The following is a 22,472-nucleotide window of genomic DNA, read 5'->3' as shown; positions in this document are numbered from 1 at the left end:
TCCCGTTCAGACCACGCCAGCGCGCAGCATGTCATGCATATGTACCACACCGAGTAGGCGATCGTCATCGGCCACCAGCAGCGCAGTGATGTTTTTGTTTTGCATCAGATTAAGCGCGTCCACCGCCAGCAGGTTGGGGCGCACGCGAATCCCGCCGCGCGTCATGACATCCTGGATACGCGCCGACTGGAAATCGATGCCCATATCGAAGATGCGGCGCAGGTCACCGTCCGTGAAAATCCCTTCGATTTTCATCAGGTCGTCGACAATCACCGTCAGGCCGAGGTTTTTGCGCGTAATTTCCAGCAGCGCGTCGCGCAGCGAGGCGTCACGGGTGACGTGGGGAATTTCATCGCCGCTGTGCATAATGTCGCTGACGTGCAGCAGCAGTTTGCGCCCCAGCGCGCCGCCCGGGTGCGACAGCGCGAAATCTTCCTGCGTGAAGCCGCGCGCCTCCAGCAGCGCCACCGCCAGCGCATCGCCCATCACCAGCGTGGCGGTGGTGCTGGAGGTCGGTGCCAGCCCGAGCGGACAGGCTTCCTGCGGCACTTTCACGCATAAATGCACATCGGCAGCCCGGCCCATGGCGCTCTCCGGACGGCTGGTCAGGCAAATCAGCTGCACTTTCTGCCGTTTGAGCACCGGGATCAGCGCGAGGATTTCGCCGGACTCGCCGCTGTTCGAGATGGCGATCACCACATCGTTGGTGCTGACCATGCCGAGATCGCCGTGGCTGGCTTCACCCGGGTGGACGAAGAACGCCGGCGTGCCGGTGCTGGCGAAGGTGGCGGCCATCTTCTTGCCGATATGGCCGGATTTGCCCATGCCCATCACCACCACTTTGCCACGGCAGGCAAAGATCATTTCGCAGGCGCGGCTGAAGTCGGCGTTAATATACTGGTCGAGCTGTTCCAGCCCTTCGCGTTCAATGCGCAGTACCGCTTTACCTGCCTGCTGGAAGTCGAAATCCGGTTGCTGATGTGACATGGTCAGTCATCCTTAATAGCTTGCGATAAGCGTGGGGCTGAGCCACAGCCACAGCACCCACACGATAAATCCACCTAACAGCAGCGTGCCCGCTATGCGGCCGATGCGGCGCTTGCGCAGCAGGCACAGCAGGGCGAACAGCACGCTGACGCCCAGCATAATCCAGTAATCCCGTGCAAAGGCGTGTGCATCGATCGCGCCGGGATGCACCAGCGCCGGCAGGCCCAGTACAATTGCCAGATTGAAGATATTGGCGCCAATCAGGTTGCCGATGGCGATATCGTCTTCGCCTTTCAGCGCGCCGGCCAGCACCGTGGCCAGTTCCGGCAGGCTGGTCCCGACAGCAATCAGCGTCAGTCCCATCACCAGTTCGCTAACGCCGAAGTAATCCGCAAACACCGTGGCGTTGTCGATCACCATGCGCGTCGACATCGGCAGAATAATCAGCGCCACCGCCAGCCAGAGAAACGCCACCGTATTGCCGCTTTCGTCGCGCGGCAGCTCCGCCAGTTGTTCACGCGTCAGGGTGTCATTATTATCGCGCTCGGCCCGCCGGGCGATGCGGATCGCCACCAGCAGATAACCCAGCGCCAGCAGCAGCAGTGCCACGCCATCCAGCCGGCTGAGCTGGTTATCAAACAGCATGATGCCGCTGAGCAGTGAGACCAGCAGCAGCAGAGGGAGTTCGCGGCGAATCAGATTGGAGTGTACGGTTAAAGGGTGCAGCAGCGCAGCGCCCCCCAGAATCAGCAGAATATTGGTGATGTTCGAGCCCAGCGCGGTACCCACGGCTAAATCCATCTGACCATGCTGCGCGGCAGAGAACGAGACGATCAGTTCCGGCAGTGAAGTGCCAATGCTCACCACCGTCATGCCAATGATCAACGGGGGAATGCCAAGGGATCGACACAGGATCGCGGCGCTGAACACCAGGCGGTCAGCTCCGTAAGCCAGTAAAATCAATCCGATAAACAGCAGGGCAGTGGCTACGAACATGAAAAATCCTTGATGGATAACGGTGCCGGCAAACCTTGTCCGACAGGTAAAAGCAGTGCGCGTGCGGAATCAGGCGCTGATTTTGACTGTCTGAGAGGCAAAAGTAAATTTTAAGGCCGTTTTCGCCACACCGGACGGGTAAGTTTCTGTAAAACTATCGTGCATTGTGGTTTACCAGGCTACCATCCACCACGTTAATTACGCCCGATCCGTTTAAAGAGGTAATGATGATCCAGCAGCAAACGAATCTGGTTGAGGTTCGTGGCGTCAGTTTTACGCGCGGCAATCGCACCATCTTCGATGACATTTCGCTGACCGTTCCGGCGGGCAAAGTCACGGCGATTATGGGCCCTTCCGGCATCGGTAAAACCACCCTGCTGCGCCTGATTGGCGGGCAGTTGCAGCCGGACAAAGGTGAGATCTGGTTTCGTGACCAGAACATTCCGACGCTGTCGCGCCGTAAGCTGTATGACGTGCGTAAAAAAATGAGCATGCTGTTCCAGTCCGGTGCGCTGTTCACCGACCTTAACGTTTATGAAAACGTTGCCTGGCCGCTGCGCGAACACACCCGGCTGCCAGCGGAATTACTGCACAGCACGGTGATGATGAAGCTGGAAGCTGTGGGACTGCGCGGCGCAGCCCAGCTGATGCCGGCCGAACTCTCCGGCGGCATGGCGCGCCGGGCGGCGCTGGCGCGAGCAATTGCGCTGGAGCCGGAGCTGATCATGTTCGACGAACCCTTTGTCGGCCAGGATCCCATTACCATGGGCGTGCTGGTCAAGCTGATCGATGAGCTCAACCATTCGCTGGGCGTCACCTGCATTGTGGTTTCACACGACGTGCCAGAGGTCTTGAGCATTGCCGACCATGCCTATATTGTTGCCGGGCAAAAGATTATTGCTCAGGGTAGTGCGCCGCAGCTGAGGGAGAATCCCGATCCGCGCGTGCGCCAGTTTATTGAGGGTCATGCGGATGGTCCGGTGCCGTTCCGCTTCGCTGCCGGGGATTACCTCAGCGATCTGACCCGCACAGGGAGAAGCTAAACTGATGTGGTTACAGGCACTGGCGTCATTTGGGCGTCAGGGAATTAACACCTGTGCGGCCTTTGGCCGGGCGGGCTTAATGCTCTTCCATGCGCTGGTGGGTAAACCGGCGTTTCGTAAGCATGCGCCGCTGCTGGTGAAGCAGCTGTACAGCGTGGGCGTGCTGTCATTGCTGATCATTGTGGTCTCCGGCCTGTTCATTGGCATGGTGCTGGGGCTGCAGGGCTATCTGGTACTCACCACGTACAGCGCAGAAACCAGCCTGGGTATGCTGGTGGCGCTGTCGCTGCTGCGCGAACTGGGGCCGGTGGTCACCGCGCTGCTGTTTGCCGGGCGCGCCGGTTCGGCGCTCACTGCGGAAATTGGCCTGATGAAAGCCACTGAGCAGCTCTCCAGCATGGAGATGATGGCGGTTGATCCGCTGCGCCGCGTGGTGTCGCCGCGCTTCTGGGCCGGCTTTATCAGTATGCCGCTGCTGGCGCTGATCTTTACTGCGGTGGGCATTGCCGGTGGCGCGCTGGTCGGGGTGGCCTGGAAAGGCATCGACCCGGGCTTTTTCTGGTCGGCGATGCAGAACGCGGTGGATTTTCGTACCGATGTGATCAACTGCCTGATCAAGAGCGCGGTGTTTGCCATCACGGTGACCTGGATCGCGCTGTTCAATGGGTATGACGCTGTCCCGACTTCGGAAGGGATCAGTCGCGCGACGACGCGTACCGTAGTCCATGCTTCGCTGGCGGTGCTTGGACTGGATTTTGTGCTGACGGCACTGATGTTTGGGAATTAATGCAATGCAAAGCAAAAAAAACGAAATCTGGGTTGGCGTGTTTATGCTGGCTGCGCTGCTGGCGCTGCTGTTCCTCAGCCTGCGCGTCGCCGATCTTAAATCGCTGGGTACTGAGCCAACGTGGAAGCTGTACGCCACCTTCGATAATATCGGCGGCCTGAAAGTCAGCTCGCCGGTGAAAATTGGCGGCGTGGTGATTGGCCGCGTCACCGACATTTCACTGGATGACAAAACGCTGTCGCCGCGCGTCACCATGGACATCAGCGAACAGTATGCCAATAAAATTCCTGACACCAGCTCGCTGGCGATTCGCACCCAGGGTCTGCTGGGTGAGCAGTTCCTCGCGCTCAACTTAGGTTTTGACGATCCAGAGCTTGGCTCGGCGATGCTGAAAGATGGCGGCACGCTGCGGGATACCAAATCGGCGCTGGTGCTGGAAGACCTGATCGGCCAGTTCCTCTACAAGAGCGGCGACAACAAGGACAATGAGAAATCGTCGGGCGCCGCCAGCGCGAGCGCCCCGGCAGCACCTGCTACAACGGAATAACCCAGAGAGGTACAACACGATGTTAAAACGTTTCCTGATGGTGGCCCTGCTGGCCATCGCGCCGCTGGCGGCAAACGCAGCGGACGCCAACCAGAGCAATCCGTACAAGATGATGAACGAAGCGGCGGAGAAAACCTTTACCCGCCTGAAGAACGAACAGCCGAAGATTAAGCAGGATCCGAATTACCTGCGCGAAATTGTGCGCCAGGAGCTGCTGCCGTACGTGCAGATTAAATACGCGGGGGCGCTGGTACTGGGCCGTTACTACCGCGAAGCCACGCCGGCGCAGCGCGACGCCTACTTTGCCGCGTTCGGGGATTATCTGGCGCAGGCTTATGGTCAGGCGCTGGCGTTGTATCACGGCCAGACTTACCAGATTCAGCCTGAGCAGCCGATTGGCGATGCCAATATCGTGGCGATTCGCGTCACCATCATCGATCCCAACGGTCGTCCGCCGGTGCGCCTTGATTTCCAGTGGCGCAAGAACAGCCAGACCGGCAACTGGCAGGCTTATGACATGATTGCCGAAGGCATCAGCATGATCACCACCAAACAGAATGAGTGGAGCGATCTGCTGCGCACCAAAGGCATCGACGGCCTGACTGCGCAGCTGAAAACCTATGCCGCGCAGCCTATTACCCTGGACAAGCAGCAATAATGAGCGAACCGTTACGCTGGCAGCGCACTGCCAGCACGCTGGCCCTGAGCGGCAAACTGGACCGCGATACGCTGCTGGCGCTGTGGCAGGCGCGTGACAGCGCCATGGCCGGTATCACCACGATTGACGTGGCGGCGCTGGATCGGGTTGATTCTGCCGGACTGGCGCTGCTGGTGCATCTGCGCGAAATCGCGCGGGCGCAGGGCACGACGCCGCTTTTCAGCGGTATCACCGATAAGCTCGACTCGTTAATCAAGCTGTACAACCTGCAGCAGATTATTGTTTCTGCGGAACAAATCGCCTGATTAACGGCGCTGCTGACAAAGCCCCTGATTTTTTCAGGGGCTTTTGCGTATTTAAGAGTCAGGCGCTTTCCTCTAAGATATCCGCCTTATTATTATCAAGTGAAGCAATGAGCGATGGAAAATAGTGAAGTTCAGGCCGTGCTAATGCAGGCGCTGCCGTTAGAAGAAGTACATGTTCTCAGCAACGATGGCAGCCATTTCCAGGTCATTGCCGTGGGCGAAATGTTTGGCGAGCTGAGCCGCGTAAAGAAACAGCAGGCTGTGTACGCACCGCTGATGGAATATATTGCGGATAACCGTATTCATGCGGTGTCCATTAAGACTTATACCCCAGCCGAGTGGGCGCGCGACCGTAAACTCAACGGTTTCTAAGCGTCACTCTGGCTGTTTTGTTGATAGATAATTGAGAGCCGTGTTAATGGACAAATTTCGTGTGCAAGGCCCCACCCGTTTAAGCGGTGAAGTGACCATTTCCGGGGCGAAGAATGCTGCGCTGCCGATTCTGTTTGCTGCGCTGCTGGCTGAAGAGCCGGTAGAGATTCAGAACGTGCCGAAGCTGCGTGACATCGATACCACCATGAAGTTGCTGAGCCTGCTCGGTGCGCGCGTGGAACGCAATGGTTCGGTCCACGTTGATGCGCGCGAAGTTAATGTCTTCAGTGCGCCGTACGATCTGGTGAAAACCATGCGCGCCTCCATCTGGGCGCTGGGGCCGCTGGTGGCGCGTTTTGGCCAGGGCCAGGTTTCTCTGCCAGGCGGCTGTGCGATTGGTGCGCGTCCGGTCGATCTGCACATTACCGGCCTGGAGCAGCTGGGTGCCGAGATCAAACTGGAAGAGGGCTATGTTAAAGCCTCTGTGGATGGCCGCCTGAAGGGCGCGCACATTGTGATGGATAAGGTCAGCGTGGGCGCGACCGTGACCATCATGAGTGCCGCAACGCTGGCGACAGGCACCACCATCATTGAAAACGCGGCGCGTGAACCGGAGATTGTCGACACGGCAAACTTCCTTAACACGCTGGGCGCGAAAATCAGCGGCGCCGGCACCGACAAAATCACCATCGAGGGCGTTGAGCGCCTCGGCGGCGGCGTCTATCGCGTGCTGCCGGACCGTATCGAAACCGGCACCTTCCTCGTGGCCGGCGCTATCTCGCGCGGCAAAGTGGTGTGCCGCAATGCGCAGCCAGACACGCTGGACGCCGTGCTGGCGAAACTGCGTGACGCGGGTGCGGAGATTGAAGTCGGCGAAGACTGGGTGAGCCTGGATATGCACGGCAAGCGTCCGAAAGCGGTTAACATCCGTACCGCACCGCACCCGGGTTTCCCGACCGACATGCAGGCGCAGTTTACGCTGCTCAACCTGGTGGCTGAAGGCACCGGCGTGATTACCGAGACCATCTTCGAAAACCGCTTCATGCACATCCCTGAGCTGATTCGTATGGGTGCGCACGCCGAAATCGAAAGTAACACCGCTATCTGTCACGGTGTTGAAACCTTGTCCGGCGCGCAGGTGATGGCGACCGATCTGCGTGCGTCAGCCAGTCTGGTACTGGCAGGCTGCATTGCAGAAGGTGCGACGTTGGTGGATCGTATCTACCACATCGATCGTGGCTACGAGCATATTGAAGACAAGCTGAAAGCGTTAGGCGCCAACATTGAGCGCGTCAGCGGCGAGTAATCCTTTGTCCTGATTGCCAGGCATGAAAACCAGTCACGACAGCGTGGCTGGTTTTTTTTTGCTTTACCCGCGTGAGACGATCTTTTTCAGATCCTGGGGCGATCGAATGCGTTTTTTACGATCCAGCAGACGCTGTGTGACCGGATCAAAATAGCGGCTGGGCCAGATCTCGGAAGGATGGACCTTCAGCGCCGTGGCGATCAGCCATTCACCTTTAGGCCAGGGACGTGACAACGCGTTGGCCAGCGTCGATGAACTGAGGCCAGATTGACGTGACAGGGCGGCTAGTGACGTACCGCGCTTGCGCAGGGCCGCAATGATATCTGCCGGATGCCAGTCTTCTCTCCTTGCATGCATAACTCTCTTCTCCGTGTCCGTGTTAGTGCTCCATCTCTGCAGCGCTGTGGCTCTCCTGCGCAGAGATAACTGGAAAAATCCGGATTTTTATAGCAAAAAATTTCCATATGTTTCCAGTAATTGTTTTGCCTGTGCACGAAACTGCGCAGTTTTTCGCAAAAATGCTGCAAGGAAATGTAATCAGACGGGCAGAGCAGGGGGGAGAAATAAAAACGGGGCCGGACGGCCCCGTAGCAGGTCAGAAATCGCGCTGCACCGACATATGCGCCAGCGCTTCCAGCGCGCTGCGCCACGGCGTTTCTGGCAGTGCCTGTAGCGCGGCGATGGCTTTATCCGCCTCTTCTTCGGCGCGTTTGCGCGTCCATTCCAGCGAACCGGTTTGCTGCATTGCCGCCAGCACCGGCTCCAGCAGATGACGGCCATTACCCTCTTCGATCGCCTTGCGGATCATCTGCGCCTGCTCGGGCGTGCCGTTGTGCATGGCGTGCAGCAGCGGCAGCGTCGGCTTACCTTCGCTCAGATCGTCACCGGTATTTTTGCCCAGCGTCTCGCCGTCGGCGCTGTAATCCAGCAGATCGTCGATCAGCTGAAACGCCGTACCGAGATAGCGGCCATAATCCTGCAGCGCTTTCTCCTGCGCTGGCGTGGCCTCCGCGAGGATCGCCGAAGCCTGCGAAGCGGCTTCAAACAGGCGGGCGGTTTTGCTGTAGATCACCCGCATGTAGCTCTCTTCGGTGATATCCGGATCGTTGCAGTTCATCAGCTGCAGCACTTCCCCTTCGGCGATCACGTTCACCGCTTCGGACATCAGTGCAAGGATCTTCAGCGATCCCATGCTGGTCATCATCTGGAAGGCGCGGGTATAGATAAAATCCCCGACCAGCACGCTCGCCGCATTGCCGAACGCGGCATTAGCGGTGGCTTTGCCACGGCGCATATCGGATTCATCCACCACATCATCGTGCAGCAGCGTCGCCGTGTGGATAAATTCGATCAGCGCCGCATTGGTCACATGCAGCGATCCCTGATAATTCAGCGCGCGTGCTGACAGCACCGCGATCATCGGACGGATGCGTTTGCCTCCCCCGCTGATGATGTAATAGCCCAACTGGTTAATCAGTGAGACATCTGAATTCAGCTGGTCGAGGATGGTCTGGTTGACGGCCGCCATGTCCTGCGCGGTTAATTCGTTAATCTGTTCTAAGTTCATTCGTCTGTTCAGCTTTGACTCGTTTTCTGCATGGTAAGCGCTTTTACCCAGCGTGAGTTCAGGTAATCTGTTACTGATTGTACTTGAAAAATCGGGTTGAGAAACGTTTGCATTCGTCCTGCGCTTTTTTTCTGCAAGAGAGTGCAAAGTGCACTTGTCTTCTGCTGGAGTTTTGCGTAGAATTCGCGCCCTATTGTGAATATTTATCGCGCCGCCTGATGAACAGAAAGGCATGCGCAGAAGCGGAGTTTTATATGTACGCGGTTTTCCAAAGTGGTGGTAAACAACACCGAGTAAGCGAAGGTCAGACCGTTCGCCTGGAAAAGCTGGACATCGCAACCGGTGAAACCATCGAGTTCGACCAGGTTCTGATGATTGCAAATGGCGAAGACGTGAAAATCGGCGCGCCACTGGTTTCAGGCGGTGTGATCAAGGCAGAAGTTGTTGCTCACGGTCGTGGCGAGAAAATTAAAATCGTTAAGTTTCGTCGTCGTAAACACTACCGTAAGCAAGCTGGTCACCGTCAGTGGTTCACTGATGTGAAAATCACTGTGATCAGCGCGTAAGAGGAGATCTGACAAATGGCACATAAAAAGGCTGGTGGCTCGACTCGTAACGGTCGCGACTCCAATGCAAAACGTCTGGGTGTTAAGCGTTTCGGTGGTGAATCTGTTCTGGCAGGTAGCATCATCGTTCGTCAGCGTGGTACCAAATTCCACGCCGGTAACAACGTAGGTTGTGGTCGTGACCACACTCTGTTTGCTACCGCAGACGGCAAAGTTAAATTCGAAGTTAAAGGTCCTAACAACCGTAAATACATCAGCATCGTTGCTGAGTAAGGTTGTTGTGCCGCAGACGATTAACGTCTGAACACACGAATGGAAGGCCCCGCAGCTTTGCGGGGCTTTTTACATTCTGCCGCAGGTTACGGCAATCACGCTGACCTTGCGCCTCAGTTTGCTGTACACTTTATGTACACATAGCTTTGCCAATCCTGTATTATCCGCCGCCGGTCAGCGCAGAAGACCCTGGCGGACCCGTTTGTCGCCCGCAGCGTGGCGCAAACGACAGTGTGACGGAGATAAAAAATGAAGTTTGTTGATGAAGCGACGATCCTGGTGGTCGCGGGTGATGGTGGCAACGGTTGCGTCAGCTTCCGCCGCGAGAAGTACATTCCCAAAGGGGGACCGGACGGCGGTGACGGCGGTGACGGCGGTGATGTTTACCTGCTGGCGGATGAAAACCTCAACACCCTGATCGATTATCGTTTCGAAAAATCTTTCCGCGCCGAACGCGGCCAGAATGGCCAGAGCCGTGACTGTACCGGTAAACGCGGTAAAGACATCATTGTTAAAGTGCCGGTGGGTACGCGCGTGATCGATCAGGACACGGGCGAAACGCTGGGCGACATGACGCGCCATGAGCAGAAGCTGATGGTGGCGAAGGGTGGCTGGCACGGTCTGGGCAACACCCGCTTCAAATCGTCCGTGAACCGTACGCCGCGTCAGAAAACCATGGGCACGCCGGGCGAGAAGCGCGACCTGCAGCTGGAACTGATGTTGCTGGCAGACGTGGGGATGCTGGGTCTGCCAAACGCCGGTAAATCGACCTTTATCCGCGCAGTATCAGCGGCGAAGCCAAAAGTGGCGGATTATCCGTTCACCACCCTGGTGCCAAGCCTCGGCGTGGTACGTATGGATAGCGAAAAGAGCTTCGTGGTCGCCGACATTCCCGGCCTGATTGAAGGCGCAGCGGAAGGCGCGGGCCTCGGAATTCGCTTCCTCAAGCATCTGGAGCGCTGCCGTGTGCTGCTGCACCTCATCGACATCGCGCCAATCGACGAATCCGATCCGGTAGAAAATGCCCGCATCATTCTCGGCGAGCTGGAGAAATACAGCGACAAGCTGTACCAGAAGCCGCGCTGGCTGGTATTCAATAAAACTGACCTGCTGAGCCGTGAAGAGGCGGAAAGCCGCGCTAAAGCGATTGCCGAAGCGCTGGGCTGGGATGAGAAATATTATCTGATCTCCGCCGCCAGCCGTGACGGTGTCAATGAGCTGTGCTGGGATGTGATGAGCTTTATCATTGCGAATCCAAAAGAAGCGGAAGAAGAAGCGAAGCAGCCAGAGAAAGTGGCCTTCATGTGGGATGATTACCACCGTGAAGCGCTGGAAAATGCTCAGGAAGTGGAAGAAGACGAAGACTGGGATGACGACTGGGATGAAGACGACGACGAAGGCGTCGAGATCATTTATCAGCGTTGATGTCAGCGAAAAAAGCGGCCAGATGGCCGCTTTTTTTATTGCTGTTTAGCGCCGAGCACCAGCCCGCACCATCATTCCCTCTCCCCGTGGGAGAGAGCACCAGCCCGCACAATCATTCCCTCTCCCCGTGGTGTACAGTCCGGGGACATCGTGAACACTTGTTCGGGGACATGGTAGACACTTACAACTAAGGCATAAGAACCCGTTTATGGAGTCGCTTATGCCCTGGGATGCGAGAGATACCATGTCATTACGTACTGAGTTTGTTCTGTTCGCCTCGCAAGACGGGGCGAACATCCGCGAGCTGTGCCGCCGCTACGGCATATCTCCCGCCACCGGCTACAAGTGGCTTCGCCGCTGGGATGAGGAAGGACCGTCCGGCCTTCAGGACCGCTCCCGCGCGCCCCGTCACTCACCCAACCGCTCATCTGACGACATCACTGAGCTGCTGCGTATGGCGCATGAGCTTCATCAGCACTGGGGGGCCCGCAAGATTAAGCGCTGGCTCGAAGACCGCGGGCACGGCATGCCGGCCTTCAGCACCGTCCACAACCTGATGGCCCGCCACGGCCTGCTGCCGGGCGCAGCGCCGGGCGTCCCGGCCACCGGCCGGTTTGAGCACGCGGCCCCGAACCGGCTCTGGCAGATGGATTTTAAGGGCCACTTTCCCTTTGGCGGCGGCCGCTGCCACCCGCTTACCCTGCTGGACGACCACTCCCGGTTCTCGCTGTGCCTGGTGCACTGCGCTGACGAACGGCGTGAGACGGTACAGGAGCAGCTGGTCAGCGTCTTTGAGCGCTACGGCCTGCCGGACCGGATGACGATGGACAACGGCTCGCCGTGGGGCGACACCACCGGCACCTGGACGGCAGTGGAGCTGTGGCTGATGCGCCACGGCATCCGGGTGGGACACTCGCGGCCGTATCATCCGCAGACGCAGGGCAAGCTGGAGCGCTTTCACCGCAGCCTGAAGGCGGAAGTGCTGCAGGGGAAGTGGTTCGCAGACAGCGGTGAGCTGCAGCGCGCCTTCGACCACTGGCGGACGGTCTACAATCTCGAGCGCCCGCATGAGGCGCTGGAGATGGCGGTGCCGGCGTCGCGCTATCAGCCCTCATCGCGGCAGTACAGCGGGCGAGTAGCGCCACCGGAATACGACGAGGGCGTGATGGTCAGGAAGGTGGATATCAGCGGGAAGCTGAGCGTAAAAGGACTCAGCCTGAAGGCGGGCAAGGCGTTCAGGGGAGAGCGTGTGGGGCTGAAGGAGACGGGGGAAGACGGTTATTACGAGGTGTGGTGGTACAGCACAAAAGTGGGGGTGATCGACCTGAAGAAAAAGTCGATCACCATGGGTAAAGGATGTTAAAAAGTGTTCACTATGTCCCCGAACACCTGTCTGCCATGTCCCCGGACTGTACACTGTACAGTGGGAGAGGGCAGGGTGAGGGCATCAGGCCGCAGCGGAACCAAACCTACCCCAGCACCGCCACCGTCAGCCGCGAACTGCAACACAGCTGATCGCGACCATTGCGTATCTCAATCTGCCAGCTCTGATTGCGCGCGCCAAGATGCAGCGGACGACAAACACCGCGCACCTCGCCGCTGCTCACCGCCCGATGATGGCTGGCGCTCACCTCAATGCCCACCACGCTTTTACCTTCTTCCACGCTCAGGTAACCGGCAATGGAGCCCATCGACTCCGCCAGCACCACCGACGCGCCGCCGTGCAGCAGACCAAACGGCTGCTGCGTGCGGCTGTCTACCGGCATGGTGGCCTCCAGATAATCGTCACCGATCGCGGTAAACACGATGCCCAGATGCGCCACCAGCGAGTTATCGCCCAGCTGATTCAGCGTGGCGAGATCCACCGTACGTTTCCAGATTGCCATGCCTCAGGCTCCCAGCGTTGCGCCACCGTCCACCACAATATCCTGCAGCACCACGTGGCTGGCAAGATCCGAGGCAAGGAACAGGATATTGTTCACGATCTCCTGCGGCTGGGCGATCTTACGCAGCGGAATCCCCAGTTTGTACTGATCCGGGAAACCGTTGATCATCTCCTGCTCGGCTTCCGGCGTATGCCACAGGCTGCGCTGCATATCGGTATCGGTTGATCCCGGTGAGACAATATTGCAGCGCACGCCATACGGTGCCATCTCAAGGCCAACCGTCTGGCACAGGCTGCGCAGTGCTGCTTTGGACGCGCCATAGGCTGACATGCCGAGTCGCGGGGCGTGCGCGGCGTTAGAGGCGATGGTGACAATCGCGCCAGCGCGCTGCTGGCGGAAGACCGGCAGCGTCTGCTGGAACAGGTTAAACGCGCCGCCGGCGTTGACGGCGAGACACGCCTGCCAGTCAGCAAACGACAGCGCATCGGTGCTGCCGATGCGCAGAATGCCCGCGCCGTTCACCAGGATATCCAGCCGCGGCTGGCTGGCCAGCAGTGACTGACAGCAATCGCGCACCGCAGCGCTGTCGGCGACATCCAGCTGGCAGGTGGCAAACGGATAGTCATCCTGGCCAAAGTGCAGATCAAAACCGGTCACCTGCGCTCCGGCCTGATGGAACGCCAGCGCGGTGTGGTAGCCGATGCCTTTACCGGCACCGGTCACCCAGACAATTTTTCCGCTGAAATCAAAACAGGCACTCATTGCGCTGGCACCCGTGACAGCAGCGCCCACCAGCCATCAATGCTGGGGTTTTTCGCCAGGCTGATGAAGTCGATATCGCTGTGCACCTGACGCCAGCGCGCCGCCAGCGCCATCACGCGCACCGAATCCAGCCCATAATCGATCAGGTTTTCATCATCTTCCGGCACGTCATCATCTTCCAGCAGCGGCAGAATCAGCGCCCGCAGCGCGTCCTTGCTCTGTGGCAGCGGCATCAGGTCGGCGGTCATTACCACTTTGCCACTGCGACCTGCGGTGTAGGTCAGCGCCATCATATGCTCGTCGCGCGAGAAGTCGGCCAGCGCATCGGCCACCATGAACGGCTGGATGTTACGCATGAAGGCGTCGGTGGCGGTGGTCAGGCAGCCGATGTGGGCATACACGCCAGTAATGATCAGCTGATCGCGGCCCATCTCCTGCAGGATAGATTCCAGCGGCGAGCGCACGAACGCGCTGTAGCGCCATTTAGTCAGCACCTGATCGTCCTGATCCGGCGCCAGCGCGTCGACGATCTTCTGCTGATCCGGATGTTTGTTCAGCCCTGGTCCCCACATATCATTCAGCAGCGCGCGATCCTCATCGCTTTGCTGGTTGGGCTGGGCGGTATAGAACACCGGAATGCCCTGCGCTTTGCAGTAAGCGCGCAGGCGGGCAATGTTCTCCACCACCTGATTCACCAGCGGGCTGTCTTCGCCCCAGAAGTTGAGGAAATAGGCCTGCATATCGTGAATCAGCAGCGCCGCGCGCTGCGGCTCCAGCGCCCATTGTACTTTGTTAGCCGGCAGCTCAGTGGCGGCGGGCAGCGCATAAGAGGTCAGTTTTGGAATAGCCATTACAATCTCCGGAAAAAATCAGGCTTGCGTCTGCTCAGCAAGCTGTTGGCGTAAACGTTTTTTATCCACTTTGCCCACCGGGGTCAGCGGCAGGGCGTCGACGCAGGTAATGCGGTCGGGAAGTTTGAATTCGGCAATGCCCAGCTCGCGCAGATGGCGGCGCAGCGCGACCGGTTTCACCGGCTGGCGCGCCACAATGAAGGCACAGCTCTTTTCACCCATCAGCTCGTCATGCATGGACACCAGCGCGGCGTGGATCACATCCGGATGGCGCAGCAGCAAGTTTTCGATCTCTTCTGCGGCGATCTTCTCGCCACCGCGGTTGATCTGATCCTTTTCGCGTCCCTGTACGGTGATGTAGCCCTGAGCGTTGATCTCAATCAGATCGCCTGAGCAGTAAAAACCGTTGGCGTCGAAGCTGGCGGCATTGTGCTCCGGGCTGTTGTAGTAGCCCCGGAAGGTGTAAGGGCCGCGCGTCATCAGGCGACCCACCTGGCCTGGCGGCAGCGGATTGCCGTTCTCGTCGGCCACCCACACTTCGTCATCTTCCGAAATCGGACGCCCCTGGGTAGTCAGAATGGTTTGCTCGTCATCGCCGAAGCGCGTGTAGTTAACCAGCCCTTCCGCCATGCCAAACACCTGCTGCAGCTGGCAGCCGATTTCACGCTGAATGCGTGCGGCCAGCGTTTCGCCCAGTTTGGCTCCGCCCACCTGAATGCGCTGCAGCGAGGCCAGCGCTGTATTGCTGCCCCACTCCTGAATTGCCTGCAACCACAGGCTGACCGCCGGCGGCACCAGCCCGGTATCGGTCACCTGGTGCTGCTCAATCAGCGGGAAGCAGAGCGTGGCGCTGGGATCCGCGGCGAGAATCACCTGGCCACCGGCATAGAACACCCCGAGTGAACCGGGGGAACTCATGGCGAAGTTATGCGGCGCGGGCAGGGCGATCAGATAGCGCGTGTCGGCGTTGATGTGGCAAATCTCGTCACTGGCGCGAATGCTGTAGTAGTAGTCGTTGTGGGTGCGCGGAATCAGCTTCGGCGTGCCGGTGCTGCCGCCGGAGAGCTGGAAAAACGCCACTTCATCGGCGGCCGTCGGTGTCGCGACAAAATCGCCAGCCGCTTCATCCTGCAGCGACGCCAGCGTATTTTCCGCCTGCGCGTCGTTACGCAGGATCACCTGCTGCAGCGTGGGCTGCGCCTCGCACAGCGTGGCGATGAAGTCGTCGCTGGCAAACAGCGCGTGCTGGCGATCGGCAATCAGCAGTTTCGGTGCAATCTGCTGCGCATAGGCCAGCAGTTCAGTGCGCTGATGGCTGAACAGCGCGTACACCGGGACCACGCCCAGCTTAAACAGGGCAAACAGCGTAACGTAAAAATCGGCCACGTTGCCGAGCTGCACCAGCGCCGTGTCACCGCGCTGTAAACCGCGCCGCTGCAGCGCCGCCGCCAGATTATCACTGCGCTGCGCCAGCTGGCGGTAGCTGAGCTGTAAAGGGCCATCGATCACGGCGATAGCGTCGTTTTCGCGATGGCGGTCGATGATGTCGGTCAGCGGCACGTCGATCCAGTAGCCTTTTTCGCGGTAGCGCGCGGCCAGATGTGCCGGCCAGCGGCTGAAGGGAATGCTCATGCTTGTTCCTTTATTGCAGTCCAAAAGCGCGCAACATGGTGTCCAGCTTCACACCCGTTTCACGCCATTCTGATTCCGGTTGTGAGTCGGCGACGATGCCAGCGCCGGCAAACAGCCGCACGCGCGTGCCGTTTACCGTTCCGCAGCGAATGGTCACCACCCATTCGCCGTTGCCTTCGCTGTCGCACCAGCCGACGATGCCGCCAAACAGCTGGCGATCAAAGGGTTCGAGCTGCTGAATCAGCTGCTGCGCGCGGGCGTGCGGGAAGCCGCTCAGGGCCGGGGTTGGGTGCAGCAGCGCAGCCAGCGACAGCGCATTTTCGCGCTCATCCTGCACTTCGCCATCGATTTGCGTCGCCAGATGCCACAGCGTGGCGGTGGTGATCAGCGACGGCACGGTAGGCACTGACAGCAGGCGGCTACGCGGCTGCAGCGTGCTGCGCATCGCGTCGGTCACCAGCTGATGTTCGTGGCGATCTTTGGCTGACGCCATCAGGGTATTACCTGCCGCGCGATCGGCGCTGACATCGTCATGATGGCGGCGCGCCGAGCCGGCCAGCGGGCAGGAGGAGAAATCGCGCCCCTGTTTGCGCAGCATCAGCTCCGGGCTGGCACCCACCAGCGCGCCTCCTTCCGCCAGTGGCAGATGGAAATGGTAGCTATTGGGATTTTGCGCGATCACGCGCTGCATCAGCGCGGCGGTATCCACCGGCTGCTCCGTGACGATATCCATCAGGCGCGACAGCACCACTTTGTCCGGATCGCCGCGCTGGATGGTGGCAACGGCGTCGGCCACCATGCGGGTAAACACCGCGTGGTCTGGCACTGCCGTCCGCCGCCGCACTGCCGGCAGATCGCTCTGCTGCGCCGGTAACGCCTGTTGCAGGTCGGCGCGATTAAAGCTCTGCCAGGATTCGGGTATGAACAGCGACGCTGGCTGGCTGACGTCAAACGGAATCGCGCCCACCAGCAGCGGATTGGCGATCCCCTGCTTTTTCGCCGCGGCAAAGTGCTGGCGCAACTGCTGTTGAAAGTCGCCCTGCAGCAGCGCGGCATCGCCCACCGGCGTGTTGATCGTGGTATAGCAGCCCTGGGTGGCCAGGCTGCGCCATGGCGAGGTGAAAAGGAAACCGCGGCACAGCGCGGAAAAATCCTTCAGCCAGGCATTTTCAAACGTGGAGCTTTCCACCATAATTTTCACCTATAAATGATAAGATTATTAAGAATGATTATCATTTTTATTATGGCTCTGTAACCTACGTCGAAAGGGGCAAAGAGTCAATCCATTCGCGGGATTTACCGTGCTGTCAGACGTAAGCGGCGGCTGACGCCGGGCCAGGCATTAAGCTAAAAGGTGGATCAAAACTTATGAATAAATGCGGTTTATGGGGCATGGCTGTCCTGTTGTTCATTTTCCAGTCGCTGTCAGGGACAGCGCGGGCCGACCAGGGCTGGCCGCGCAGCGTACAGGGCGCGACCGGAACGGTAACGCTTCACCAGGCACCGCAGCGCATTGTCTCCACCAGCGTCACGCTGACCGGCTCGCTGCTGGCGATTGACGCGCCGGTCATCGCCTCAGGCGCGACCGCACCGAAAAGCCGCCTGGCCGACGATCAGGGCTTCTTCCGTCAGTGGGGCGAGGTGGCAAAGCAGCGCCACGTTAAGCGGCTGTACATTGGTGAGCCGAGCGCCGAGGCGATTGCGGCGCAAGCCCCGGATCTGATTATCGTCAGCGCCACCGGTAATGACTCCGCCCTGAAGCTGGTCAGTCAGCTGTCCGCCATTGCCCCCACGCTGGTGGTCAACTACGACGATAAGAGCTGGCAGGATGTGGTTACGCTGCTGGGGCAGGCCACCGGCCATGAAGCACAGGCAGCGCAGCGCGTAAAAGAGTTCGACGATCGCGAAGCGGCGCTGAAGCAGGCCATTACGCTGCCGCCGCAGCCGGTCTCCGCGATGGTATGGAACGGTGATGGCCGGGCAGTGAATCTGTGGACCGCCGCATCGGCGCAGGGCAAACTGCTGCAGCAGCTCGGTTTTACACTGGCGCAGCCGCCGGCCGACACGCAACAGGGGCACAGTATGGGCCAGCGCAAAGACATTATTCAGCTCTCGGGCGAGAATCTCGCCGCCAGCCTGACCGGCCACAGCTTCCTGCTGTTTGCCGGCGATGACAAAACTGCGCAGTCAGTGCTGAGTAACCCGTTCCTGGCACAAAACGCGGCGGTGCGCGATAAGCAGGTCTATGCGCTGGGCATCGACACCTTCCGCCTGGATTACTACAGCGCCAGCAATCTGCTGACGCGTCTGCATCAGCTGTTCGTCAAATCATGATGTTTGCTGCGCCAGCACCGGCGCGGGCGCCTGATAGCGCCGTAATCCTTTCATCATCAACCACATCATGACGCCAAGCAGTGTCGCGGCACAGCCAAACGCCGCGGCAGCCTGCGCCGGTAACAGCCACGAACCGAGGGCACCAATCAGCGCGGCGCCGAGGGCATCGCCGCACACGTTCTGCGCCGTCCACAGGCTGTTGATGCGGCCCAGCAGATGATCTGGCGTCAGCAGCTGAATCATTGCGTATTGCACCAGGCTGTTGATGGCACTGAAATAGCCGAAGCCCGCCAGACACAGCAGCGCCAGCCACAGCGTCGGCATCAGGCTGAACAGGCCCAGGGCGACGAAACCGGCCACGGCGCTGCCCAGCACCAGCCGCCCCGGGCGCGCCGCCTGTTTCAGCCTGCCGCTGGTAAATGCACCCACGGCGGCACCGAGCGGCACGGCGGCGTACAGCATACCGAGCTGGTCGGCGCTGACTGACCAGTGCGGTGCCAGCGCCGGGTACAGCACGCGGATGGCGCTGGCCAGCGTCACCAGCGCACCGGTCAGCGCCACCATGCCGACCAGCGGGCTGGCGAACAGGAACTGCACGCCGGTTGCCAGCGCCCGCAGCGGATGCTCGCGCGGCTGCGGAGGCGGGGGCAGCGCAGGTAGCTGCAGCAGCGTCAGCACCGTCAGCAGCGTGCCGAAGGCGGTCAGTCCGTAATTCCACAGCACGCCGCCGTGCGCGATCACCACACCAGCAATTGCCGGCGATAAAATCGAGCCGAAGCGCACCGTCAGCATGGTGATCGCGCCGGCCTGCATAATGTTTTCGCGTCCCACCAGCGCCGGCGTAGCGGCCAGCAGCGCCGTGACGCCAATCGCACCGAAAAAGCCGTCCCACAAGCCCAGCAGATAGACCGCCAGCAGCGAAGGCGCGGGCAGCGCGGCATTTATCGCCAGCGCGACAAAGCCCAGCCCGCAGGTGGTGCGGGCAAACAGGATCAACTTCTTACGCTCATAGCGATCGGCCAGCACGCCGCCGGTCAGCAGGCCAGTAAACATGCCGGCAGCGGACAGTGTGACGGCGAGGCCCACCAGCAACGGTGAATGGGTCATCTGCTGAATCTGCACCGGCACGGCAACGGCCAGCATGCCGAGCGCCACAATCGAGATAAAACGCGCAATAAACACCGCGCGAAACGCCGCGTGGGTTTTCAGCAGTGAGAGATCGATAAAGTGAGAGGGTTTGTTCATTGTTTCGCCTTTTTGCACCAATTTTCCTCATCATCCGCGAGGCGACTCATGGTAACATAGGCAAACGCGAGTAATAACGATAACAAATATCATTATCACATTATGTTGCACCGCAACGACGTCGAACAGTGAAGGTTTAGAACGCTATGCGCCAGATCCGTGCATTAGCAGGCTCAGGGATTCTGCTTTTGCTCCTCATGGCGCTCAGTCTGATGCTGGGTGCCAAATCAATACCGCTTTCCGATGTGTATCACGCTCTCACCGCCTCCTGCTCCAGCGCGGAGTGCATCATCGTGCGCGATGCGCGCCTGACGCGCACGCTGGCCGGTTTGCTGGCTGGCGTGGCGCTGGGGCTGGCGGGCGCGCTGATGCAGAGTCTGACGCGTAACCCGTTGGCCGAGCCGGGCATTCTGGGCGTGAACGCCGGTGCCGGTTTTGCCATCGTGCTCGGCATCGCGCTGCTGGGAGCGGACTCCCCGCTGCAGTGGCTGACGCTGGCCTTCAGCGGCGCGCTGCTGGCGGCGCTGCTGATGACGGTGATTGGCGCGATGGGCGGCGGGCGCGTCAATCCGGTGCGTCTGACGCTGGCAGGCGTGGCGCTGGCGGCGGTGCTGGAGGGCTTAACCTCCGGCCTGTCGCTGCTCAATCCGGACATTTACGATCACCTGCGCTTCTGGCAAAGCGGCTCGCTGGATATCCGCGATTTCAGCGTGTTGCGTACCCTGAGCCCGGCGGTGCTGGCCGGTGCGGCGCTGGCGCTGGGGCTGGCGCAGTCGCTGAACAGCCTGAGCATGGGCGGCGATATGGCGGCGGCGCTGGGCACGCGCGTGGTGCGCACTCAACTGCTGGGCCTGCTGGCGATTGCCTTACTGAGCGGCGCGGCGACCGCCGCCGTCGGACCGATCGCTTTTATCGGCCTGATGACGCCGCATTTTGCCCGCTGGCTGGTGGGCAACGATCACCGCTGGCTGCTGCCAGCGACGGCGCTGATCACCCCGGCGCTGCTGCTGGCGGCGGATATTCTGGGGCGGATGATGGTGGCAGGCGAACTGCGTGTCTCAATAGTGACCGCCATCCTTGGTGCGCCGATGCTGATTTTGCTGGTACGGCGCCAGCGCGGGCGAGGTGGATTATGACGCGGCGCGCCTGGTTGCATGGCGGCTGGCTGCTATTAGCGTGTGCGCTGCTGACGTGGCTGGCGCTGACGCGCGGTGCGCTGCCGATTACGGCGGAGCAGGTGTGGCAGGCGCTGCGCGGGCAGGGAGCGGCTAATGTGCAGCTGATTGTGGTGGAGTGGCGGCTGCCGCGCGTGCTGATGGCGCTGCTGATCGGTGCGGCGCTGGGTGTCAGCGGGGCAATTTTTCAGTCGCTGCTGCGCAACCCGCTCGGCAGCCCGGATATTCTCGGCTTCAATACCGGCGCTTACAGCGGTGTGCTGGTGGCGCTGGTGCTGTTCAATCAAAGTATTACCGCAATGACCGGGGCCGCGCTGATCGGCGGTATCGCGACGGCTGCGCTGGTGTACCTGTTTGCCTGGCGCAACGGGGTGGAAACGTTTCGGTTAATCATCGTGGGCATTAGCGTGCGCGCGCTGCTGATGGCGCTCAATGCCTGGCTGATTATCAGCGCTTCGCTGGAGTCGGCGCTCAGCGCCGGGCTGTGGAGCGCCGGCTCGCTTAACGGCATCACCTGGGCGAAAACGCCGCCGGTGGTGACGGTGCTGCTGCTGTCGCTGCTGCTGGTGGCGCTGTTAACGCGCCGCATGCGTCTGCTGGAGATGGGCGACGACACCGCCTGCGCGCTCGGCGTGCCGGTGGAGCGCAGCCGCCTGTGGCTGATGCTGCTGGGCGTGCTGCTGACCGCGGCGTCCACCGCGCTGGCGGGGCCGATCTCGTTCGTGGCGCTGCTGGCACCGCAGATTGCGCGCCGGCTGTGCGGTGGGGAAAAAGGCGCGTTGTGGCTGGCGGCGCTGTGCGGCGCGCTGCTGTTGTGCGCCGCCGATTATGCCGCGCAGCATCTGTTCCTGCCTTATCAACTGCCGGTTGGCGTGATCACCGTCAGCCTGGGCGGACTCTATCTGATTGCATTACTGGTGCGGGAGGCGCGACGCCAATGATCGATATTCCTTCTCGGCTGTATGGCGAAGGCCTGACGCTGGGTTATGACAAAAAAGTGGTGGCGGAAAATCTCTCGGTGGCGATTCCGCAAGGGGAGCTGACCGTGATTATCGGCCCTAACGCCTGCGGTAAATCCACCCTGCTGCGTACTCTCAGCCGCCTGCAGGCACCGCTGAAAGGCGACGTGCTGCTGGACGGCGAGGCGATTGCACGTTATCCCACCAAAGAGGTGGCGCGCCGCCTTGGCCTGCTGCCGCAGAGTTCGAGCGCACCGGCGGGCATCAGCGTGAGCGAGCTGGTGGCGCGCGGACGTTATCCGCATCAGTCACTGTTTGGCCGCTGGCGCGCGGAGGATGAAGCGGCGGTGCAGCAGGCGATGCTGGCCACCGGCGTGGCGGATCTGGCGCAACAGGCGGTCGATACTCTGTCCGGCGGGCAGCGTCAGCGCGTATGGATCGCCATGGTACTGGCGCAGCAGACGCCGCTGCTGCTGCTGGATGAGCCCACCACCTGGCTGGATATTACCCACCAGATTGAGCTGCTTGAGCTGATGCAGACGCTCAATCAGCAGCATGGCCGCACGCTGGTGGTGGTGCTGCACGACCTTAATCACGCCTGCCGCTACGCCACTCATCTGATCGCCATGCGTCACGGGAAGATCATTGCCGAGGGCAAGCCTGGCAAGATTGTTACGCCAGCACTGATTGAGCAGGTGTACGGATTACGCTGTGTGATTGTTGAGGATCCGGTGGCGCATACGCCAATGATTGTGCCGCTGGGGCGCGGGCGCTAAAGCAGAAGAAAGGGCTGTTG

At 60.2% G+C, this 22,472-nt stretch carries 25 protein-coding genes; 15 read left to right on the top strand and 10 right to left on the bottom strand.

From position 1 onward, the window contains the following. Window positions 1–6 precede the first annotated feature (6 nt). Entirely contained in the window at window positions 7–987 is a 981-nt protein-coding gene (kdsD, locus tag E7738_RS11710) for an arabinose-5-phosphate isomerase KdsD (RefSeq protein ID WP_021507738.1), read from the bottom strand. A gap of 12 nt (window positions 988–999) precedes the next feature. Then, entirely contained in the window at window positions 1,000–1,983 is a 984-nt protein-coding gene (locus E7738_RS11705; protein ID WP_021507737.1) for a calcium/sodium antiporter, read from the bottom strand. 227 nt (window positions 1,984–2,210) lie between these two features. Here E7738_RS11705 and mlaF point away from each other — a divergent pair, with 227 nt between their 5' ends. From mlaF to murA, 7 genes are all read left to right on the top strand, one after another. After that, on the top strand, window positions 2,211–3,026 hold the full coding sequence (gene mlaF / locus E7738_RS11700; RefSeq protein ID WP_021507736.1) for a phospholipid ABC transporter ATP-binding protein MlaF: 816 nt from the start codon (window positions 2,211–2,213) through the stop codon (window positions 3,024–3,026). A 4-nt stretch (window positions 3,027–3,030) separates the two neighbouring features. Further along, window positions 3,031–3,813 carry a lipid asymmetry maintenance ABC transporter permease subunit MlaE gene (gene mlaE / locus E7738_RS11695; protein WP_104093950.1) on the top strand — a complete coding sequence of 261 codons (783 nt, stop codon included), beginning with the start codon at window positions 3,031–3,033 and terminating at the stop codon, window positions 3,811–3,813. A gap of 4 nt (window positions 3,814–3,817) precedes the next feature. Then, a complete protein-coding gene (mlaD, locus tag E7738_RS11690; protein ID WP_021507734.1) occupies window positions 3,818–4,360 on the top strand; it encodes an outer membrane lipid asymmetry maintenance protein MlaD in 543 nt (180 codons plus the stop codon). A gap of 19 nt (window positions 4,361–4,379) precedes the next feature. Beyond that, on the top strand, window positions 4,380–5,018 hold the full coding sequence (gene mlaC, locus E7738_RS11685) for a phospholipid-binding protein MlaC (protein WP_021507733.1): 639 nt from the start codon (window positions 4,380–4,382) through the stop codon (window positions 5,016–5,018). Then, window positions 5,018–5,323 (top strand): lipid asymmetry maintenance protein MlaB, encoded by a 306-nt coding sequence (mlaB, locus tag E7738_RS11680; protein WP_021507732.1) that lies wholly within the window; start codon window positions 5,018–5,020, stop codon window positions 5,321–5,323. The genes mlaC and mlaB overlap by 1 nt, the downstream gene beginning before the upstream one ends. Before the next feature lie 114 nt (window positions 5,324–5,437). Continuing rightward, window positions 5,438–5,695, top strand: coding sequence for a BolA family iron metabolism protein IbaG (gene ibaG, locus E7738_RS11675; RefSeq protein WP_007886637.1), 258 nt, complete (start codon window positions 5,438–5,440; stop codon window positions 5,693–5,695). Between the two features lie 46 nt (window positions 5,696–5,741). Then, window positions 5,742–7,001 (top strand): UDP-N-acetylglucosamine 1-carboxyvinyltransferase, encoded by a 1,260-nt coding sequence (gene murA, locus E7738_RS11670; protein ID WP_021507731.1) that lies wholly within the window; start codon window positions 5,742–5,744, stop codon window positions 6,999–7,001. Window positions 7,002–7,064: 63 nt separating this feature from the next. Here the strand turns inward: murA and E7738_RS11665 are convergent, their stop codons facing one another. Continuing rightward, window positions 7,065–7,358 carry a helix-turn-helix domain-containing protein gene (locus E7738_RS11665; RefSeq protein ID WP_021507730.1) on the bottom strand — a complete coding sequence of 98 codons (294 nt, stop codon included), beginning with the start codon at window positions 7,356–7,358 and terminating at the stop codon, window positions 7,065–7,067. 238 nt (window positions 7,359–7,596) lie between these two features. Then, entirely contained in the window at window positions 7,597–8,568 is a 972-nt protein-coding gene (gene ispB, locus E7738_RS11660) for an octaprenyl diphosphate synthase (protein ID WP_021507729.1), read from the bottom strand. Window positions 8,569–8,822: 254 nt separating this feature from the next. Here ispB and rplU point away from each other — a divergent pair, with 254 nt between their 5' ends. The 4 genes from rplU (at window position 8,823) to E7738_RS11640 (ending at window position 12,195) form a co-directional block, all read left to right on the top strand. Continuing rightward, window positions 8,823–9,134, top strand: coding sequence for a 50S ribosomal protein L21 (gene rplU, locus E7738_RS11655; protein ID WP_021507728.1), 312 nt, complete (start codon window positions 8,823–8,825; stop codon window positions 9,132–9,134). Between the two features lie 15 nt (window positions 9,135–9,149). Further along, the gene (gene rpmA / locus E7738_RS11650; RefSeq protein WP_006121751.1) at window positions 9,150–9,407 is read left to right on the top strand and encodes a 50S ribosomal protein L27; all 258 of its coding nucleotides are present in this window, start codon (window positions 9,150–9,152) and stop codon (window positions 9,405–9,407) included. A 249-nt stretch (window positions 9,408–9,656) separates the two neighbouring features. After that, window positions 9,657–10,832, top strand: a complete 1,176-nt coding sequence (gene cgtA, locus E7738_RS11645) for an Obg family GTPase CgtA (protein WP_394515652.1) — start codon at window positions 9,657–9,659, stop codon at window positions 10,830–10,832. A gap of 208 nt (window positions 10,833–11,040) precedes the next feature. Next, window positions 11,041–12,195, top strand: coding sequence for an IS481 family transposase (locus E7738_RS11640; protein WP_394515624.1), 1,155 nt, complete (start codon window positions 11,041–11,043; stop codon window positions 12,193–12,195). 106 nt (window positions 12,196–12,301) lie between these two features. Here E7738_RS11640 and E7738_RS11635 read toward each other — a convergent pair whose 3' ends face one another. The 5 genes from E7738_RS11635 to E7738_RS11615 are packed head-to-tail and all read right to left on the bottom strand — an operon-like array spanning window position 12,302 to window position 17,152. Then, on the bottom strand, window positions 12,302–12,718 hold the full coding sequence (locus tag E7738_RS11635; RefSeq protein ID WP_021507726.1) for a hotdog fold thioesterase: 417 nt from the start codon (window positions 12,716–12,718) through the stop codon (window positions 12,302–12,304). Window positions 12,719–12,721: 3 nt separating this feature from the next. Next, window positions 12,722–13,480: a 2,3-dihydro-2,3-dihydroxybenzoate dehydrogenase gene (gene dhbA, locus E7738_RS11630; RefSeq protein ID WP_058759589.1), complete on the bottom strand. Its 759-nt coding sequence runs from the start codon at window positions 13,478–13,480 to the stop codon at window positions 12,722–12,724. Then, window positions 13,477–14,331 carry an isochorismatase family protein gene (locus E7738_RS11625; RefSeq protein WP_021507724.1) on the bottom strand — a complete coding sequence of 285 codons (855 nt, stop codon included), beginning with the start codon at window positions 14,329–14,331 and terminating at the stop codon, window positions 13,477–13,479. The genes dhbA and E7738_RS11625 overlap by 4 nt, the downstream gene beginning before the upstream one ends. A gap of 18 nt (window positions 14,332–14,349) precedes the next feature. Next, window positions 14,350–15,963, bottom strand: coding sequence for a (2,3-dihydroxybenzoyl)adenylate synthase (locus E7738_RS11620; RefSeq protein ID WP_058780376.1), 1,614 nt, complete (start codon window positions 15,961–15,963; stop codon window positions 14,350–14,352). A gap of 10 nt (window positions 15,964–15,973) precedes the next feature. After that, window positions 15,974–17,152 (bottom strand): isochorismate synthase, encoded by a 1,179-nt coding sequence (locus E7738_RS11615; protein WP_370515556.1) that lies wholly within the window; start codon window positions 17,150–17,152, stop codon window positions 15,974–15,976. Between the two features lie 179 nt (window positions 17,153–17,331). Here E7738_RS11615 and fepB point away from each other — a divergent pair, with 179 nt between their 5' ends. Then, entirely contained in the window at window positions 17,332–18,297 is a 966-nt protein-coding gene (gene fepB, locus E7738_RS11610) for a Fe2+-enterobactin ABC transporter substrate-binding protein (protein WP_058780377.1), read from the top strand. On the opposite strand, the gene entS is transcribed toward fepB, so the two are convergent. Next, window positions 18,292–19,542 carry an enterobactin transporter EntS gene (gene entS, locus E7738_RS11605; RefSeq protein WP_058774889.1) on the bottom strand — a complete coding sequence of 417 codons (1,251 nt, stop codon included), beginning with the start codon at window positions 19,540–19,542 and terminating at the stop codon, window positions 18,292–18,294. The genes fepB and entS overlap by 6 nt on opposite strands. A gap of 146 nt (window positions 19,543–19,688) precedes the next feature. Here entS and fepD point away from each other — a divergent pair, with 146 nt between their 5' ends. Genes fepD through E7738_RS11590 form a run of 3 tightly spaced genes read left to right on the top strand, consistent with a single transcriptional unit; the run spans window position 19,689 to window position 22,452 of the window. Then, complete coding sequence (gene fepD, locus E7738_RS11600; protein ID WP_394515651.1) at window positions 19,689–20,678, top strand: Fe(3+)-siderophore ABC transporter permease; 990 nt, start codon at window positions 19,689–19,691, stop codon at window positions 20,676–20,678. Then, window positions 20,675–21,658: an iron-enterobactin ABC transporter permease gene (gene fepG, locus E7738_RS11595; protein WP_278707867.1), complete on the top strand. Its 984-nt coding sequence runs from the start codon at window positions 20,675–20,677 to the stop codon at window positions 21,656–21,658. Before fepD ends, fepG begins: the two co-directional genes overlap by 4 nt. Next, window positions 21,655–22,452, top strand: coding sequence for an ATP-binding cassette domain-containing protein (locus E7738_RS11590; protein WP_394515650.1), 798 nt, complete (start codon window positions 21,655–21,657; stop codon window positions 22,450–22,452). The genes fepG and E7738_RS11590 overlap by 4 nt, the downstream gene beginning before the upstream one ends. The last annotated feature ends 20 nt before the right edge of the window (window positions 22,453–22,472 follow it).

It is taken from the genome of Pantoea sp. SGAir0430, from assembly GCF_043549295.1.
This window is presented reverse-complemented; position numbering and strand designations above follow the sequence as displayed.

Coding starts and splice junctions, on each gene's coding strand:
- kdsD (WP_021507738.1), bottom strand. CDS start 987: ATGTCACATCAGCAACCGGATTTCGACTTCCAGCAGGCAGGTAAAGCG.
- E7738_RS11705 (WP_021507737.1), bottom strand. CDS start 1,983: ATGTTCGTAGCCACTGCCCTGCTGTTTATCGGATTGATTTTACTGGCT.
- mlaF (WP_021507736.1), top strand. CDS start 2,211: ATGATCCAGCAGCAAACGAATCTGGTTGAGGTTCGTGGCGTCAGTTTT.
- mlaE (WP_104093950.1), top strand. CDS start 3,031: ATGTGGTTACAGGCACTGGCGTCATTTGGGCGTCAGGGAATTAACACC.
- mlaD (WP_021507734.1), top strand. CDS start 3,818: ATGCAAAGCAAAAAAAACGAAATCTGGGTTGGCGTGTTTATGCTGGCT.
- mlaC (WP_021507733.1), top strand. CDS start 4,380: ATGTTAAAACGTTTCCTGATGGTGGCCCTGCTGGCCATCGCGCCGCTG.
- mlaB (WP_021507732.1), top strand. CDS start 5,018: ATGAGCGAACCGTTACGCTGGCAGCGCACTGCCAGCACGCTGGCCCTG.
- ibaG (WP_007886637.1), top strand. CDS start 5,438: ATGGAAAATAGTGAAGTTCAGGCCGTGCTAATGCAGGCGCTGCCGTTA.
- murA (WP_021507731.1), top strand. CDS start 5,742: ATGGACAAATTTCGTGTGCAAGGCCCCACCCGTTTAAGCGGTGAAGTG.
- E7738_RS11665 (WP_021507730.1), bottom strand. CDS start 7,358: ATGCATGCAAGGAGAGAAGACTGGCATCCGGCAGATATCATTGCGGCC.
- ispB (WP_021507729.1), bottom strand. CDS start 8,568: ATGAACTTAGAACAGATTAACGAATTAACCGCGCAGGACATGGCGGCC.
- rplU (WP_021507728.1), top strand. CDS start 8,823: ATGTACGCGGTTTTCCAAAGTGGTGGTAAACAACACCGAGTAAGCGAA.
- rpmA (WP_006121751.1), top strand. CDS start 9,150: ATGGCACATAAAAAGGCTGGTGGCTCGACTCGTAACGGTCGCGACTCC.
- cgtA (WP_394515652.1), top strand. CDS start 9,657: ATGAAGTTTGTTGATGAAGCGACGATCCTGGTGGTCGCGGGTGATGGT.
- E7738_RS11640 (WP_394515624.1), top strand. CDS start 11,041: ATGGAGTCGCTTATGCCCTGGGATGCGAGAGATACCATGTCATTACGT.
- E7738_RS11635 (WP_021507726.1), bottom strand. CDS start 12,718: ATGGCAATCTGGAAACGTACGGTGGATCTCGCCACGCTGAATCAGCTG.
- dhbA (WP_058759589.1), bottom strand. CDS start 13,480: ATGAGTGCCTGTTTTGATTTCAGCGGAAAAATTGTCTGGGTGACCGGT.
- E7738_RS11625 (WP_021507724.1), bottom strand. CDS start 14,331: ATGGCTATTCCAAAACTGACCTCTTATGCGCTGCCCGCCGCCACTGAG.
- E7738_RS11620 (WP_058780376.1), bottom strand. CDS start 15,963: ATGAGCATTCCCTTCAGCCGCTGGCCGGCACATCTGGCCGCGCGCTAC.
- fepB (WP_058780377.1), top strand. CDS start 17,332: ATGAATAAATGCGGTTTATGGGGCATGGCTGTCCTGTTGTTCATTTTC.
- entS (WP_058774889.1), bottom strand. CDS start 19,542: ATGAACAAACCCTCTCACTTTATCGATCTCTCACTGCTGAAAACCCAC.
- fepD (WP_394515651.1), top strand. CDS start 19,689: ATGCGCCAGATCCGTGCATTAGCAGGCTCAGGGATTCTGCTTTTGCTC.
- fepG (WP_278707867.1), top strand. CDS start 20,675: ATGACGCGGCGCGCCTGGTTGCATGGCGGCTGGCTGCTATTAGCGTGT.
- E7738_RS11590 (WP_394515650.1), top strand. CDS start 21,655: ATGATCGATATTCCTTCTCGGCTGTATGGCGAAGGCCTGACGCTGGGT.